Here is a 15716-nt window from a genome sequence, read left to right as displayed (position 1 = left end):
GCGCCGTCACCCTCCTCGAACGAATTGCCATCGGTGTGTATCAACGACGCCAGCGCCGCCTCATGCGTAAGGAGAGCGCCCTGCGTCCGGGACGCGCCTGAGAAGGAGTGACACATCATGGCTGCATCCATCAAGCACGCGGCGAACTTCATCACCACACTCGATAGCCGCGCGCTGCAGTACGCCGATCTCACGGTCAACCCCGCGAACACCGCGGCCGCCGCCGTGGAGCGGATCCGCACGATCCTGCGCGAGGCCGCCTCGGCAGCAGACCGCGGCAGACACAGCGCCGCCCTGCGTTCGTACCGCGATGCTCAGGCCAGCTGCTACGCGCTGCTCAATCCCGCGGTCGCCCCGGGCCGGGGCTGGATGGATGACCGCGTCACCCTGCCGCTCGGCGCGGCGGTCGAGTCGGCGTTCTCGTCGGCATCCGTCAAGCTCATCGAGGCCCTGCGGCCCGACGTCACCGCTCCCGTCCCACCGATCGCGGCTCGGCCGATGGGCGCGCAGATCGACACCGCCGTCGCCGGACTGGGGTTCCGCCGTCAGAACGCCGACCTTGTCACCGACATCGAATCGGGCACGCAGCTCATCGCGAAGGGCGATGCCGCCGCCGCGATACCGTTCCTCGAGCGGGCCGCGGCAGGTCTCACCGACGACCAGCCCGCGCTCCAAGGGGTCGCACTCCTGAACCTCTCCACCGCCCTCATCGGCGTGGGCACCAACGATGCCGCGGCGGACGCAGCATCCCGTGCCGCAACGGCGTTCGCCGCCGCCGGAGACGACGCGGGCGTCGCGCAGTCGCTCCACGCTTCGGGGCTCGCCGCAGAGCGCTCAGGCGATGCGGCCACCGCCGAGGCGAAATTCGCCGAAGCGAAGGAGAAGCTGGCGCTCTTCGCCGGCGTCAAGCCCGGTGTTGCACCTGCCGTGGTGGATCCCGAGCCGATCGTCCTCGAGCCCATCCGCCGGCGGCGGTTCGGCCGCGAGGGAGGCATCGGGCGCTTCGAGGTGGGCGGCCCTGCCTTCGCGAACGTGAAGGAAGCCGTCTTCGGGGTCGACCTCCCCGTCGCGCGTGCGGCTGTCCCCGTCCGCGAGTTCCTCCCGGGAGCGGAGGGCGTCACCGACATGAGCGGTCTGGCCTTCATCGACGCTGCCGAGACAAAGGTCGCTTCGCTGCGCTGGGTCGACAGCGACGCGATCGTGAGCCTTCCCATCGACCAGCTCGCGCAGCCGATCACACGGCGCGACACCTGGTCGGTCGGCATCCCCGCGGGAGACGGCATCGCTGATCTGGTGTGGAAGAAGGACGGCCCGGCTCCCTTGGACGATCTCGTCGCCAAGGTGTACGAGCCGCGCAAGGACATCCGGATCATCCGCGACCTCGTCCCCCCGATGAGCTCAGCCGCCGTGACGACCGCGTACCTGACCCACGTCTACTCGTTCGTCATCCCGATGGGGATCGCCGACGCCTATCACTCGCTGGGTGACTACGCGCGTGCCGAAGAGAACTACCTCGCCGCTGCGGGCTATTCGTACCTCAACCCCGAGCTCGAAGCGCCCGGTCTGTGGGTCAAGCTCGCCCGCAATGTGCTCGACTGGGGCGACTCGCTCTTCAGGTTCGAACGGCTCGACGAAGCGCGTGCGATCTACGCGAAGGTCGCACTTGCTGATGGGACGGCGGATGCTGCGGCCCCCCTTTACGCCACGCCGTCGCTTGCCGCGACCGGCGATGTGGCCAAGCTCGTCCTCGCAACGCCCGACGCCGTGCCCGTGGACGTGAACCCGGCCGTCGCGGAGATCGTCCTGACGGTGCTGGCGCGGTGGGCGTACATCACCGGAGGGCTCGACTTCTTCGGGCTGACCTTCACCCCGACGTTCACGTTCGAGTATCTGCAGCAGGTCGCGAAGGGCCTCGCGCAGCAATCCGTGCAGGCGGAGCGCGAGTACGTCAACTTCACGGTGCAGGCCGAGGCGGAGTCGGCTGCCCGCCGAGACCTCGAGAGCTCCCTCTCCCTCGCCGACACCGAGGTCAAGACGCAGGCCGCGCTCGCGCAGGCCGCGCAGGCCGATGCGCTCGCCGCGGCCCGCTCGGTCGATTTCGCCAAGCTCCGGCGCGACAACGCGGCGGATTCGCGGGCCGAGTACGCGTCCGCCGGGTACTGGCAGTACATTTCCCAGTCGATCGCCACCGCGCACGGCGCCGGCAAGGACTGGCACGAGAGTGAGATCCGGGGTCTCGCCCAGCAGATCGAGTCGGGCAAGTGGAGCGGTGAGGGCGGCAAGCTCGCCGCCGCCGCGACGCTCATCGGCGGCCAGAAGTCGTACGAGTATCAGCTGAGCCGTCTCGAGGACCAGAAGCAGGAGGCGGCGGCGGCGATTCCGATCGCGCAGGCGCAGCAGGCCGCATCCCAGGCCCGCGCACAGGCCGCCGCGTTCCAGGCACAGGCGTCGCAACAGCGCCGCGCCCTTCTCGCCGACGCCCTCAACGCCTTCGACGACGAGGTGTTCACGCCCGAATTGTGGACGCGGATGGCCGCCATCGTGCGCGACATCGCGCGGACGTACCAGCACTGGGCGATCGCTGCGGCGAAACTCATGGAGCGGGCCTACAACTTCGAGACCGACGAGGCGATCGCCGTCATCCGTCCCGAGTACTCGGTTCCCGCGACCGGAGATCTGCTCGGCTCGGATCTCCTCGTCCGCGACATCGACTCGTTCACGTACCACCTCATCTCCGCCGTGGCCAAGAAGCAGTCGTCGGTCAAAGAGGTCGTCTCGCTGCGCAACGAGTACCCGTTCGCGTTCCGGGAGTTCCTCGAGCACGGCGTCCTGAGCTTCGACACATCGCTGTACGACTTCGACCGCCGGCATCCAGGCACGTACGGTCAGCGCCTGCAGTCCGTCGAAGTCGAGATCGTGGGGCTGCTGCCGACCGGCGGCGTCCGGGGCACTCTTCGCGGTGGCGGCGTCTCGCACTATCGCACCGCGGATGCCGACCAGCGCACCCGCGTGCACGGCATCGACACGATGGTGCTCTCGGATTACACGATGCGCGGCGACTCCTATCTGTTCCGCGGCGACGCGATCCACCTGGGCCTGTTCGAAGGGCACGGCGTCGCCACGAGCTGGGAGCTGCAGCTTCCTCCGGGGAGCAACAACCTCGACTATCGCCTGATCTCCGACGTCCAGCTCGTGCTGTACTACACCGCTCGGCACAGCGACACGTTGCGAGACGCGATCGTCGCGCTGCCGCTTCGAGACGGTGAAGACATCCACGTGCGTGACTTCGCGCTCCGCTACGACTTCCCGGAGGTCTGGTACGGCATGCTGCAGACCGGCGGCATGACCTGGCAGATGGATGCCGACTCCTTCCCGCGCAACGAGACAGGGCTGCGCACCGCGTCGCTCGCCCTCGTGMTCGAGGGCGGCGCAGACAGCGTCGACCTCTCGGGCATCGCCGTGACGATCGACCTTCCGGGCAAGGCGCCGGTGACGCTCACGACGAACGCCGAAGGCACCATCGCGGCCGAAGGCGGCAACGACCTCGCGGACGCGATGGCCGGGGACGTGTTCGGCGAATGGTCGCTCACCCTCGCGCCCCCGGCCGGCAGCCCCCTTGCCACCGCAAGCGGGGGCCTGGATCCGAAAATGCTCCGCGGTGCGTCCCTCGTGCTGCAGTACACCTTCGAGTTGCGGAAGTAGCGGGCCATGGAGACCTCATCCGGAACAGACCTGCACGGCGCGCGAGGGGGAGGCGGCCTGCGCGGCCTCACCGACGCCTTCCAGCCCGACCTCCTTCGGGGCACAGGCAACTACGCGGTGCCCATCGACGCACCCGCCGGTCCCGGCGGAATCCGGCCGAGTCTCGGCATCCGATACTCCACAGGTCAGGGCAACGGTCCGTTCGGCCTGGGATGGCAGCTGACCGGCCTGCTCACGATCACCCGCGGCACAGAGCGCGGCATCCCGAGCTACGACGACACCGATGATCTGCTCCTCGGCGGCGACACGCTCGTGGCGGTCGGCGACGGGCGGTTCCGGCCGCGATCCGACACGCAGTTCTGGGACGTGCGCCGCGACGGCAACGGGTGGCGCATCCGCACCAAGGATGGACACGCCTACCTGCTGGGCGACACCGCCGAGAGCCGGGTCGAAGACGGCGGGCGGGTGTTCGCCTGGTACTGCAGCTCGGAACAGGATGCCGCGGGCAACAGCGTCAGCTACTCCTACCGGCGCGACGGGGGGCAGCTCTACCTCGAGCGCGCGACCTGGTCGGTGTTCGAGCTGCGGCTGTCCTACGCCGATCGCGCTGATGCGTACACGACGACGCGCCCGGGTTTCCCGGTGTCGACGCGTCTGCGCTGCACGCACATCGAGCGCCACAGTGCGCGCACGGCGCCGACGCTGACCGGCGTGCATGAGCTGGCGTACGAAGAGGCCCCGCAGAGCGGCCTGTCGCTGCTGACCTCGGTGCGCTACGCCGGGGTCGCCGCTGACGGTGAGAGGACATCACAGGTTCCGCTCACCTTCGACTACGCACCGTTCGCTCTCGCCCCGCGCCTGGTCCCGGTCGCGTCGGACGACGGCGTCCTCCCGATCGGCTCGGGCGACGCCGCCCTCGTCGACTTCAACGGCGATGGGCTCCCCGATGTCGTGCAGACCGGCGTCACTGGGCAGCGGTGGTGGCGCAATCGAGGTGGGGGGCAGTTCGACGCCGCGCGCCGCATCACGCAGGCACCCGCCGGCATGCGCCTCGGCGCACCGGGAGTGACCTTCGCAGACCTCGACGGCGACGGCAGTGCCGATCTCATCTCAATCGGCTCGCGCCTCCAGAAGGTCGCCCGCAACCTCGGCGACGGGAGCTGGTCGGACGAGCCGCAGGTGCTCGCCGGCCAGATCGCACTGTCGGTCTCGGCGACGGACAGCCGGTTCGTCGACCTCGACGGAGACGGGATCACCGACCTCCTGCAGACGGGGCCCCACGGCTTCACGCTCTTCCTGGCGGACGGCGACGGGTCGTGGGCCGCACCGACATTCGTCCGGCGGCATGGGGGAGTGGACTTCCCGGATGTCTCGCTCGGCGACACCGCCGTGTTCGTGGCGGACTTCGCCGGCGATGGCATGCGCACGCTGGGCGAGATCCGATCCGGATATGTGCGCTACTGGCCGCACCTGGGCAGTGGTCGATTCGCTCCGGTCGTCGAGATGCAGCATCCGCCCCACTTCCCCTCGCATTTCCAGGAGAAGAACCTCTTCGTCACCGACTTCGACGGCGATGGGACCGCCGATCTGCTGTACGTCGACGGCGACCGGCTGCTCCTGTGGCTCAATCGCGCGGGGGTGTCGTGGAGCGAGCCGATCGAGATCCCGTACGCCCCCGCACCGGATGCCGCGTCGCTCGAGCTCGTCGATCTGCTCGGCACGGGAACCCCCGGCCTGCTCTGGCGACGGATCGGATCTCCCACGCTGCGGATGCTCGAGCTCGGCATCGGCAAGCCGTACCTGCTCGCGTCGGTATCGAACGGCCAGGGCGCCAAGACCGAGATCCACTATTTGACGACGTCGCAGTTGCGGATCGACGAGAGGGGTGCCGACGACTGGGGCACCTATCTCCCCTTCCCCGTGCACGTCGTGTCACGGCTGATCGACCGCGATCTGATCACCGGCGAGGCTGCCGAGACACGATTCGACTACGCACGCGGGTGCTTCGACCCGGCCGCCCGGGTCTTCCGGGGGTTCGAGCACGTCGACGTCACCCGCGTGGGCGACGACTCGACACCGACGACGGTGCGGCGTACGCTCTTCCACCTGGGTGACACCGGCGGACCCGCCGCGGCGCGGACGCCGGACGTGTCGGCCCAGACACGGCTCCATGCTCTCGCCGGCTCGATGATCGGCGTCGACGTGTTCGTCGAGGACTCCGCGGGCCTGCGGCAGCCCGTCGAATCCACCCGGTTCGAATGGCAGGCACGCGACGAGTTCACCGACGGCCAGGGTGTGCGGGTGTGCTTCCCGCATCTGGTGTCCGCGACGGCGGTCGAGGTCTCGGACGGCGGCCGAAACCGCATCGAGGCCACCTCGTACGCCTACGACGAGTTCGGAAACATCGTCTCCAAGCGGCGCGAGCTGAGCTTCGAGGGCGACGCCACGCCGCTCACGACCGTGCAGTCGATCGCCTACGCGATCGACACCGCGACGTGGCGGGTCGGGCTTCCCGCACGACTGACGACTCGGGACGGTGCGGGACAGATGCTGGCAGACGAGCGGCTCCGCTACGACGGAGGGGCGTTCGTCGGACTGCCCGAGGGAACCGTGGGGCGCGGTCTGCTCACGCGCCGCCTCGAACTCGCGATTCTGGCCGACGCGCTCCCCGCCGGATACGCCGCGCACATCGCCCCGGACTGGGGACTCCAGCGCATCGGCGAGGACTGGTACCGGACGGTCGAAGCGGTCGAGCGTGACAGCGCCGGAAACGTCGTCGGGCAGGACGACGCCGCCACGGGTCGCGCAACGATCGAGTACGACGCCGACGGTGTCTTCCCGGTGCGCAGTGTCGACAGCCTCGGTCGCGCGTCGACCGCGGACTTCGATCCGCGGACGGCTCAGCCCCTCACGCTCACGACGCCCGAAGGGCTGCGGACGCGCTACGAGTACGACACGATCGGGCGCCTCGTCGCCCAGTTCGACACGACGGACGACGGATCCGAAGCGCTCACGACCTTCGTCATCCACCGCGACTACGATCCGTCGGCGCCGGCTACGCCCTCCTGCACGATCCGCATCCTGCCCTCCGAACCCGGAGCGGACCCGGCGGTTCTCGCTGGGGTCGATCCGGCGTCTCTCACCGGAATGCTCGTGGAGTTCGCCTACACGGACGGCCACGGCGAGGTGCTGCAGCGGTCCGCTCCCGCCGCGGCGCAGGGCGGGGGATGGGTGCTGGGCGGGCGCGCGCGCCGGGTGCCCGGGGCTCGTGCCGCCGAGGAATTCCCGAACGAGCTCGCGCCGGCACCCGACGTCCGCCCGGCGCCCGTCGGCGGGCCGTCGGTGCGGTTCACGTATGACGCGCTCGGGCGCGTCACTCGCCTCGACCACCCCGACGGCGGCCGGTTCCGCGTCAGCTATCAGGGCGACCGGATCCTCAAATGGGATGCCGAGACGGCCGACGACGGCGACCCGGTGGTCGAGCGGTTCGACCCGAACGGCGCCCTCATCGCGGTCGAATCGCTCCTCGACGGTGCGGTTGTCGCGACCCGTTATGCGGTCGACCATGCGGGCCGCATCCTGTCGGTCACCGATGCCGAAGGTTCCACGCCGACCACCTACACGTATGCGGGTCCTGGTCCGGCGATCCACATCGCCGACACCACCGCAGGCGAGCGGACCTACTGGCGGGATGCGGCCGGGCGGGTGCGCCGACGCGCTGACGCCCGGGGACAGGTGCTGGAGTACTCCTTCGATGCGGCGGGACGCCAGATGACCGTCACGGACGTGAGCGACGCGCTGCATCCGCGGGTCATCCGCGAGACCGTCTATGACGGCGCGAATGTCGACCGGCAGATCGAGGCGGGCGTCGAGACGCTTTATGCCTACGATCGGCTCGGCCGCCCGCTCGAGAAGGCGATCACCTCGGCGGCGGGGGAGGCGCCGCTCACCCTCCGGCGTGAGTACGGTCTGCGCGGCGACGTGCGAGCGACGATCTACCCCGACGGCGAGCGCGTCGAGCACGGCTACCACGCCGACGGCTCACCGCGGACCCTGGCCGGGATCGTCGAGTCCGTGGACTACGACATGCACGGCCTGCCCGCGCACGTCGACTTCGGCGGCGGCGTCACCGCGGAATACACCCACACCGTGGATCTGAAACGCCTCGTCGGCGTCAGTCTCCGCCATGGCGGGGTCTCGCTGCGCGGACAGCAGTACACCTACGACCGCAACGGCCTCATCGTGGCGGTCGAGGACTCCGTCGCCACACCGGGCGGGGGAGCGCCCCAGGTCACCGGGCATCGGTACCGGTACGACGCGCTGCTCCGCCTGGTCGAGTGGCGGACGTTCGCCGGAGGACTCGGGGGAGCCGAGGCATCTCGAGTGCCGTATCGGTACAACCGCCGCGGCGACCTGCTCGAATCCGCCGAGACGGGGGTCACCAGATTCGAGGCCGACCCGGCGGGCGGCCGCGCGGTCGCCCACGTGATCAGGGCCGAAGGGACCTCGAACATCGGCCGCGACGACGCCGGCAAAGCGCTCGACGTCGGTGCCGCCCATGACCTCAGGTATGACGCCTGGGATCGCATCGAGCGCATGGTGCTCGCTGACGGCACGACCCTGACATTCGCCTACGACGCCAGTGACCAACGGGTACGCCGGGAGATCACTCGTCCCGACGGCTCGATCGAGACCACCCGCTGGATCGACGGCGTGTACGAGACCGGATCCAGCGGATCGCGGACGAGCTACGCCGTCGGGTCGCTCGTGGTCGCGGTGCGCACGGTCAGCGCCGGTGGTGTCCGCACGTTGTCACGCGTGCTCTCCGACCACCTCGGCTCGGTCATCTGCGCCGTCGATTCGGCCGGCGATGTCGAGCTGCAGCAGGCGTTCACCCCCTTCGGCCTGCCGGTGAACCCCGGAGTCGAGAGCCGGTACGCGGGCGGTCTCGAGGCGGAGGGAGGGATGCTGCAGCTCGGCGCGCGCTGGTACAGCCCCGTGCTGGGCCGGTTCATCACGCCCGACTGGTTCGTACTCGAGAATCCCGAGCACGCGCGACGACTGCCGCAGGCCCTCAATCTCTACAGCTACTCGATCAACAACCCGATCATGCTGCGTGATCCGTCCGGAAAGTTCTTCGGGCTTGACGACCTCATCGTCGCCGGCATCGGCTTCGTCGTGGGATTCGTGACGGGCGTCATCGTGGGGATCGCGGAGGGACGAAGCTTCGGAGACACCCTCCTGCTCGGCCTGGAGGCGGGGCTTCTCGGCGCGATCGGCGCGTGGCTCGCGTACGCGACCGTGGGGATCGCGACGGCCGCGCTCGGCTACATCGGTCTTGGCGTCGGGTCAGGACTGGCAACGGGGCTCGCCATCGGTGCCGCCGTCGCCGGCGRCCTCAACGGAGTGATCAGCGGGGCCACCGAGATCTATGCGTGGGACAGCTGGACGGGGTACGCGGCGTTCTTTGCCGACTCGACGTGGGGAATCGCCGGAACCACCCTGGGCGTCCTGGTGCACACCGTCAACCTCTTCTACGGCGGCGATCGCAACTACCAGTCGCAGCTCAGCAAGCGCCAGAACCGGCATGTGTATGACGGAGGCTTCGGATTCGGCAGCTTCGCGTTCACTCAGGGGAACGTCATCAGCAATCTGCAAGGGCGGCACGGCGATCTTCTCGACCACGAGAGCACGCACATCCTGCAGAACCGGATCTTCGGGCCGGTGTTCACCGCGACCTATGTCGGGTGGATGGTGGCGGGTGCGGTGGTCGGCTTCATCATCGGGCTGGGACTCTGGGCTGCGGGCAAACAGGGCCTCGGCACCTCGATCAACGACATGGCGTATGTCAACAACCCCTGGGAGTCGTGGGCATATCACGTCGGTGGGGGAACCGAGCGCGGTGCGCTCGCCTGGTGAGAGGACCAGCGCATCTCGATGAGGGAACCGCGGGATGACCTGCGTTCTCAGACGTTGTCCGTGTTGATGTCCTCAGGGGCGACCGGTTCGAGGCCGGGGAAGTTGCTGTCGAACTCGCCTCTGAAGCGCTTGTCGTGTTCCACCGCAGGCGAGTTGTCGATCACCGGAAAGACCAGCCCGTTCACCGCAGCGCGGGTTGCTCCCGCCGCCGACCACATATTTCCGGCCTGAAGAGTCCCGGTCACCGGGTCGAGCACCGCGAAGTCTCCGTTCACCATGTTCCAGATGTCGAGGTCGCAGCCGTACGTGCGCAGGAGAGGGTTCAATTCCTCCAGATTGATGGTCTGCCAGTCGTCCTGGCTGCGCATGATGTTCTTGATCTTCTCGAAGGGGTCCTGCTTGATGAAGTGACGGAAAATCCCTGGCCCCATCGCGCACAGGAACTCTTTGCCTGACGCTTGAATCTTCAATGCGAGCATGTCATCGTCCTCCACTCTTGACGCTATTGCCGCGGCGAAGCCGCGGTTTGGTTCGCCGGCGTTCAGTTCGAAGTCGACGAGATCGGAATCCCACGCTTTGCCCTTCCAGAGACTGGTGTGTACGTGGGGGTCGTAATGATCGTCCTTACCCTCGCCGCTGCCACCGCTTCGCCCGAGGAGAGTGCCACGGGCGACGCGGGTGCCGACGTCGACGAGGACTTCCGACAGATGCAGGTATCGGACGGTTCTTCCGTCGTCGAGCGAGACCCGCACGTAGCGACCCATGGCGTCGCTGTTCGTCCTCTTGACGTCGGTGACCTTTCCCGCGTCAGCCGCGACGATGTCGGTCCCGTAGGCCGCCGCGTAGTCCACCCCGGGCTCCTTGGACTTTCGCTTCACGTGATCGGCAAACGAGTCGGTGATACGAGCCGAACAAGGGCGTTGCAACATGACGAGTCCGTCCCTTCGCAGGTGCAAAGAGGTGTCAGGAGGAATCCGGCGGCAGGTGAGTCAGCGAGTGCCCTCAGCCCACACAGTACGACTCGCACGGTGAATCGGAAAGAGGCGTTCTGTTCTCTGGCGGATGTCTCGCCCCATGGCGTTCGGGGCCTTCGGATGTGTGGCGGTTCGGACCAGCCTCGGCCTGAGCCCCGGAGGAGGTCGGATAGCCCTGTTGCCATCGGTAGAATCGATGAGCCAGCCTCTGTAGCTCAATGGAAGAGCAGTTCCGTCCTAAGGAAACGGTTGGGGGTTCGAGTCCCTCCAGGGGCACAGTCTTTTTTTGCATCTGACCAGGGATTCTTCTAAGGTCAGACCATGCGAGAATCGCTTTTTGCCCGCTTTTTGCCCGCATTCTGAGAACTCCGAGGGCAGCGACGACTGTGGTCAAGCGCCTTCGTTCGGGGTCTCGAAATGCCAAAATCGAGCAATTCGGKCGACGCATGCCCCGTCGAAAATCTGAGCATTCTGCTCCCTGCGGTCACCGCGGTCGGCCGTACCGGGTCTGCGTGCCCGACGGCAGAATCACCCTCCCGACAGAGCTCTCATCGACGAGTGGGATCCGTCGCGATAACGTTGCGCTGACATGGCCAGATTCTTTGGGACACCGGATGGCGTGAAGGTTGGCCAGTACTTTGTCGATCGCAAAGAGCTGCAGAGCGCCTGGGTTCATCGACCGGGTCAGGCGGGAATCAGCGGGACGAAGGCCGAAGGTGCGGACTCGATCGTCGTTTCAGGGGGCTACGTAGATGATGAGGATCATGGCTCGTATCTGATTTACACCGGCCATGGCGGCAATCAGCGACGTCCAAACAAGCAAATCGCCGATCAGGATCCCGAGGCTCCAGGAAATGCTGGGCTCATAACGAGCTTGGTGCAGGGGCTCCCTGTTCGCGTCATCCGGGGTGCCCATGCGGGTTCTCCCTTCGCGCCGCGCGCCGGCTACGTCTATTCCGGGCTGTACTCCGTAACGAGTTGGTGGATGGAGATGGGTCGTGACGGATTCCGGATAGTCCGCTTCAGGCTTGACGCGATTGACAATCAGACGGTGGTCGAACCTGCACCGGCAAAAGATCACGACCCAGCATTCGCCTCGGCTGTCGTCACACGCAGAATCCGAGACACAGCGGTCGCTCGCGAAGTCAAGCAGTTATACGACTTCAGCTGTCAGATATGCGGAATCGGGTTGCGCGGATTCGAGGGACGGAAGTACGCGGAGGGAGCCCACGTGCGCCCCCTTGGGCGGCCACACCTCGGTGCCGATCACCTGGAGAACCTCCTCTGTTTATGTCCGAATCACCACACGCAATTGGACATCGGTGGCATCTGGATCAGCGACGACATGGTTGCGATTCATGCGACGTCCCAAGAGCCGGTCGCGACCCTGAGTTGGAGGAAGCGACACCGAGTGGCCCGCGAGAACGTGGTCTATCACCGCTCTCTTTGGCCGTCCACAGCTGAGCTGGCGAGCTAGAGCCTCACGGACTCACGTTCGATCTTGTCGACGGCCGGAACGTCAGCTGGAGCCCACTCAAGCGCRCTCAGGTCTGTCGGTGCGACCCATCGCAGCTCCGCGTGTTCCGTTGCGGATGGAGTCCCTGTTACGAGTTGGCAGTAGAACGTTCGTAGCGTCACTACACCGAACTCATACTGGTGATGGGTCAAAGCTACTTCGGCGCCAACAGAGACACAGCAATCGAGTTCTTCGGCAATTTCGCGCACGAGAGCCTGCTGTGGTGTTTCGCCATGCTCAATCTTGCCCCCTGGGAACTCCCAAAGACCGCCGAGCAATCCGGCCGACCCTCGCTGAGCACAGAGCACGAAGCCGTCCCTGATAATCACTGCACCGACAACGTCGTAGTGCCTCACGCGCGCTCCCTCGGTTGCGTCTCAGTGTAGGTACGCATCGGTTCCAGGGTCCGAAAAGACATCACGACAAGCGCTGTTTATGCCAAACAATCTCTGTCACAGCGGTCGCGCGTATCGGGTCTGCGGACCCGAGGGCAGTGCCACCAACGGCATGGCGTCATTCAGTCGCGTCGCCACGGCATCCAGATCGTCGTCGAAGAGCTCCGCGTAGGTGTCTAGTGTCATCGCGGCCGACRCATGGCCGAGCATCCGCTGCACCGCCTTTACGTTCGCGCCCGAGCTGATCGCGAGCGACGCGGCAGTGTGACGGAGGTCGTGAGGAGTGAGTCGCGGAATCGACGGGTCGATCTCCTGCGCCCGCCGGACCGCGTTCGCGAACCATCCTTTGTCGCCCGAGTTGCRCATGTGATTGACCCCGTCGCCGAACAGCAAACCCTCCGGTCCCTTGCCAGCGCATGCCTGCTCGATCATCGGGGCGAGGCGCGCGGGGTAAGGGACCGAACGGCGTTCCTGCGTCTTGGGTGTGCCGACGTGGATCTCGTAGGYGATCATGACGGCGTTCTCCTCGATGACGAAGCGCCGGCGCAGCCGGTTCACGCTGCGCACCCGCAGCCCCGTCGCCTCACCCCACCGCAGACCGCAGTAGGCGAGTGTGAGGACGAGCGTCGGATGTGCCGAGCACGCCGCCAGCGTCGCCACTTGATCGTGCGTGAGATAGATGCGGCGCTTGCCCGGCCCGTGCCGCGGAAGATTGCGTACGTTGCGGGCCGGATTGCTCGCGAGGCGCCGATCGTCGATCGCAACGTCAAGGATGCCGGCCAGAATCCCCAATGCGCGAAGGACCACCGTGCGCGACTTCCTCGTCGCGAGGTCTGACACCCAATCCTGGACTTCCGAGCGCCGAATCGACGAGATCTCGCGGTCGGCCCAGACAGGCGCGACGTGGTTGTTCCAGGCCCGCTCAAGTGTCATGTAGTACGAAGGCTTCGACATCGGAGGCTGCTTGGATCGCAGCCAGCTGTCGGCGAACATCCGGACCGGAACTCGCGACGCTGACGGGTCGATGTATTCGCCCTTCGACTTCGACACCGTAACCATCGAGAGGTAGAGCTTCGCCTCGCGCATCGTCGTGAAGCCGCGCTTCTCCGCCTCGGTGCGATCCGGCTTGCGATAACGCACGCGGTAGCGGCGGCCCTTGGCCGTCTCGTAGGCGGTGATGTAGCCCATCTCGACCTCCGCTCGTGCCGGACGCACGGTCCGTATCCGGCCAGTGTCGGACACAGGTCGGCCGTCGTCAACGCGACCGAGGTGAGATGTGGATAGATGAAGCAACACGTCGCCAACTGGCGTCGGGTTGATGGACGCCTCMCTCCGACGMCGAGAGTGTAGCGATCGGTCCCGCCTCCGTTCTCGCCGCTCACTCCTTGCAGACTCCGCGCTGGCGCGCTTCGCTTAGCAGCCATTCGCCGACGAGCACTGCGCCGCCCCCGATCGCTGGGGCGGCTGATTGTCGGAGGATGGCAAGGTTTGATCTCGCCATGCGCCGCCGCAACTTCTGTCCGCGCGCATCGATACGCTGGGGCGGGGCACGACGGGTCCGTCTCCAAACCCCAGGCCCGGCACTACCAGCGGTGCTGCGATCGTGGTGCGTTGTCCCGCGCAAGAACAGGAGTCTTAATGGCAAGGCTGAATCTCAAGGCCGTCGAGGAGCGCGTCGTGCCGCTGGCCGGTCGCGAGAGCTATGACCGCGAGTTCGTCTTCGACCTGCTGCTCGCCTACGGGAAGCCTCAGAGCAGCATCACTCGCCTCCGCAACGGCGACCTCAACGTCGCTTCGGACCCCTCGAGCGAGATCGCTCAGAAGAAGGTCGTCTACTTTAAGGAGACCAGTGGCGACCCCCTCGAGGGGCTCGAGAACCTGAGGACCTCACCCGACGTCGTACGCTTCAACACGCGCTTCGTGATCGTCACCGACTACGTCGAGGTGGTCGCCAGCGACACCCAGACCGGCGAGACAATCGGCTTCCCGATCCGGGAGATCGACCAGCACTTCACCTTCTTCCTCCCCTGGGCTGGGATGGAGAAGGCTCAATACGTCGCCGAGGCGCACGCCGACGTCAAGGCTGCCGAGCGCATGGGGAAGCTCTTTGACGAGCTCCTGCACGCGAACCCGGGCCTGCTTGAGCAACCTCACGGTCGGCACGCGCTGAACCTCTTCTTCACACGCCTGCTGTTCTGTTTCTTCGCGGAAGATACCGGGATCTTCGCAGAGAACCAGTTCACAAACGCGGTTGGCTCGCACACGCTGGACGACGGCTCGGACACCGCTGACTTCCTGACAGACCTGTTCACAGCGCTCGACACGACACGGCCCRGCGACAAGCCAAATCACCTCGCGGACTTCCCGTACGTCAACGGACGGCTCTTTACGATGTCATCCGACCACGTGGTGCCCGCGTTCACGAAGAAGGCGCGGCAGGAGCTTATCGACGCCGGCAAGCTCATCTGGCGCGAGATCAACCCCGACATTTTCGGGTCGATGTTCCAGGCGATCGTCACGCCGGGCGAGCGCAGCGACCTCGGCCAGCATTACACGTCCGTGCCCAACATTCTGAAGACGATCGAGCCGCTCTTCCTCGACGCGCTCAAAGACGAACTGGATTCAGGGAATGACTCGGTGAAGAAGCTCGAAGCGCTGCTCGAGCGCATCAGCGAGATCAAAGTCTTCGACCCTGCCTGCGGCTCGGGCAACTTCCTGGTCATCGCGTACAAGGAGCTTCGACGGCTCGAACACGCGATCCTCGAACGCCTCGCCGTACTGGACGACAAGCACCGCGTGCTCTTCGCGGAGTCAAAGATCAATATCGAGAACTTCTACGGCATCGAGATCGACGACTTCGCCGTCGAGGTCGCGATCCTCTCGCTGTGGATCGCCAAGCACCAGATGAACTCCGAGTTCAAGGACAAGTTCGGCGTCTCGATCCCGCTCATTCCTCTGAAGGAGACCGGCCAGGTCAAGCACGGCAATGCGGCCAAAGTGGACTGGAACGCGGTGTGCCCGAACGACGGCGGCGAGATCTACCTGATCAGCAATCCGCCATACGTGGGATCCAGCATGCAGACGAAGGATMAGAAGAGCGAATTCAGACAGGTTTTTGGAACGCGCCCGTTCTCCGCGAATCTTGACTACATCTCGCTGTGGTTTGTGAAGGGCGCAGACTACATCTCGGGTTCGCGCGCCGAACTAGCA

The 15716-nt window shown here is 66.4% G+C and carries 7 protein-coding genes and 1 tRNA gene; 5 read left to right on the top strand and 3 right to left on the bottom strand.

All coding sequences use genetic code 11. From position 1 onward, the window contains the following. Positions 1-117 precede the first annotated feature (117 nt). Together AC1DP3_RS04980 and AC1DP3_RS04975 are read left to right on the top strand one after the other, a co-directional pair. On the top strand, positions 118-3702 hold the full coding sequence (locus tag AC1DP3_RS04980; protein ID WP_477291908.1) for a Tc toxin subunit A-related protein: 3585 nt from the start codon (positions 118-120) through the stop codon (positions 3700-3702). Positions 3703-3708: 6 nt separating this feature from the next. Next, positions 3709-9621 (top strand): toxin TcdB middle/N-terminal domain-containing protein, encoded by a 5913-nt coding sequence (locus AC1DP3_RS04975; RefSeq protein ID WP_477291906.1) that lies wholly within the window; start codon positions 3709-3711, stop codon positions 9619-9621. Between the two features lie 47 nt (positions 9622-9668). Here AC1DP3_RS04975 and AC1DP3_RS04970 read toward each other — a convergent pair whose 3' ends face one another. After that, complete coding sequence (locus AC1DP3_RS04970; protein ID WP_477291904.1) at positions 9669-10472, bottom strand: M23 family metallopeptidase; 804 nt, start codon at positions 10470-10472, stop codon at positions 9669-9671. Positions 10473-10799: 327 nt separating this feature from the next. Between AC1DP3_RS04970 and AC1DP3_RS04965 the strand changes: the two genes are divergently transcribed. Then, a tRNA-Arg gene (locus tag AC1DP3_RS04965) sits at positions 10800-10871 on the top strand. A 313-nt stretch (positions 10872-11184) separates the two neighbouring features. Next, complete coding sequence (locus AC1DP3_RS04960; protein WP_477291902.1) at positions 11185-12072, top strand: YDG/SRA domain-containing protein; 888 nt, start codon at positions 11185-11187, stop codon at positions 12070-12072. Here AC1DP3_RS04960 and AC1DP3_RS04955 read toward each other — a convergent pair. Together AC1DP3_RS04955 and AC1DP3_RS04950 are read right to left on the bottom strand one after the other, a co-directional pair. Continuing rightward, entirely contained in the window at positions 12069-12467 is a 399-nt protein-coding gene (locus AC1DP3_RS04955; protein ID WP_477291900.1) for a (deoxy)nucleoside triphosphate pyrophosphohydrolase, read from the bottom strand. The genes AC1DP3_RS04960 and AC1DP3_RS04955 overlap by 4 nt on opposite strands. A 96-nt stretch (positions 12468-12563) precedes the next feature. After that, positions 12564-13694: a tyrosine-type recombinase/integrase gene (locus AC1DP3_RS04950; RefSeq protein ID WP_477291898.1), complete on the bottom strand. Its 1131-nt coding sequence runs from the start codon at positions 13692-13694 to the stop codon at positions 12564-12566. Between the two features lie 450 nt (positions 13695-14144). On the opposite strand from AC1DP3_RS04950, the gene AC1DP3_RS04945 reads away from it, so the two are divergent. Continuing rightward, a partial coding sequence (locus AC1DP3_RS04945; protein WP_477291896.1) for a DNA methyltransferase occupies positions 14145-15716 on the top strand: 1572 nt, incomplete at its 3' end.

The organism is Microbacterium sp. P5_B6, from assembly GCF_056400345.1.
This window is presented reverse-complemented; position numbering and strand designations above follow the sequence as displayed.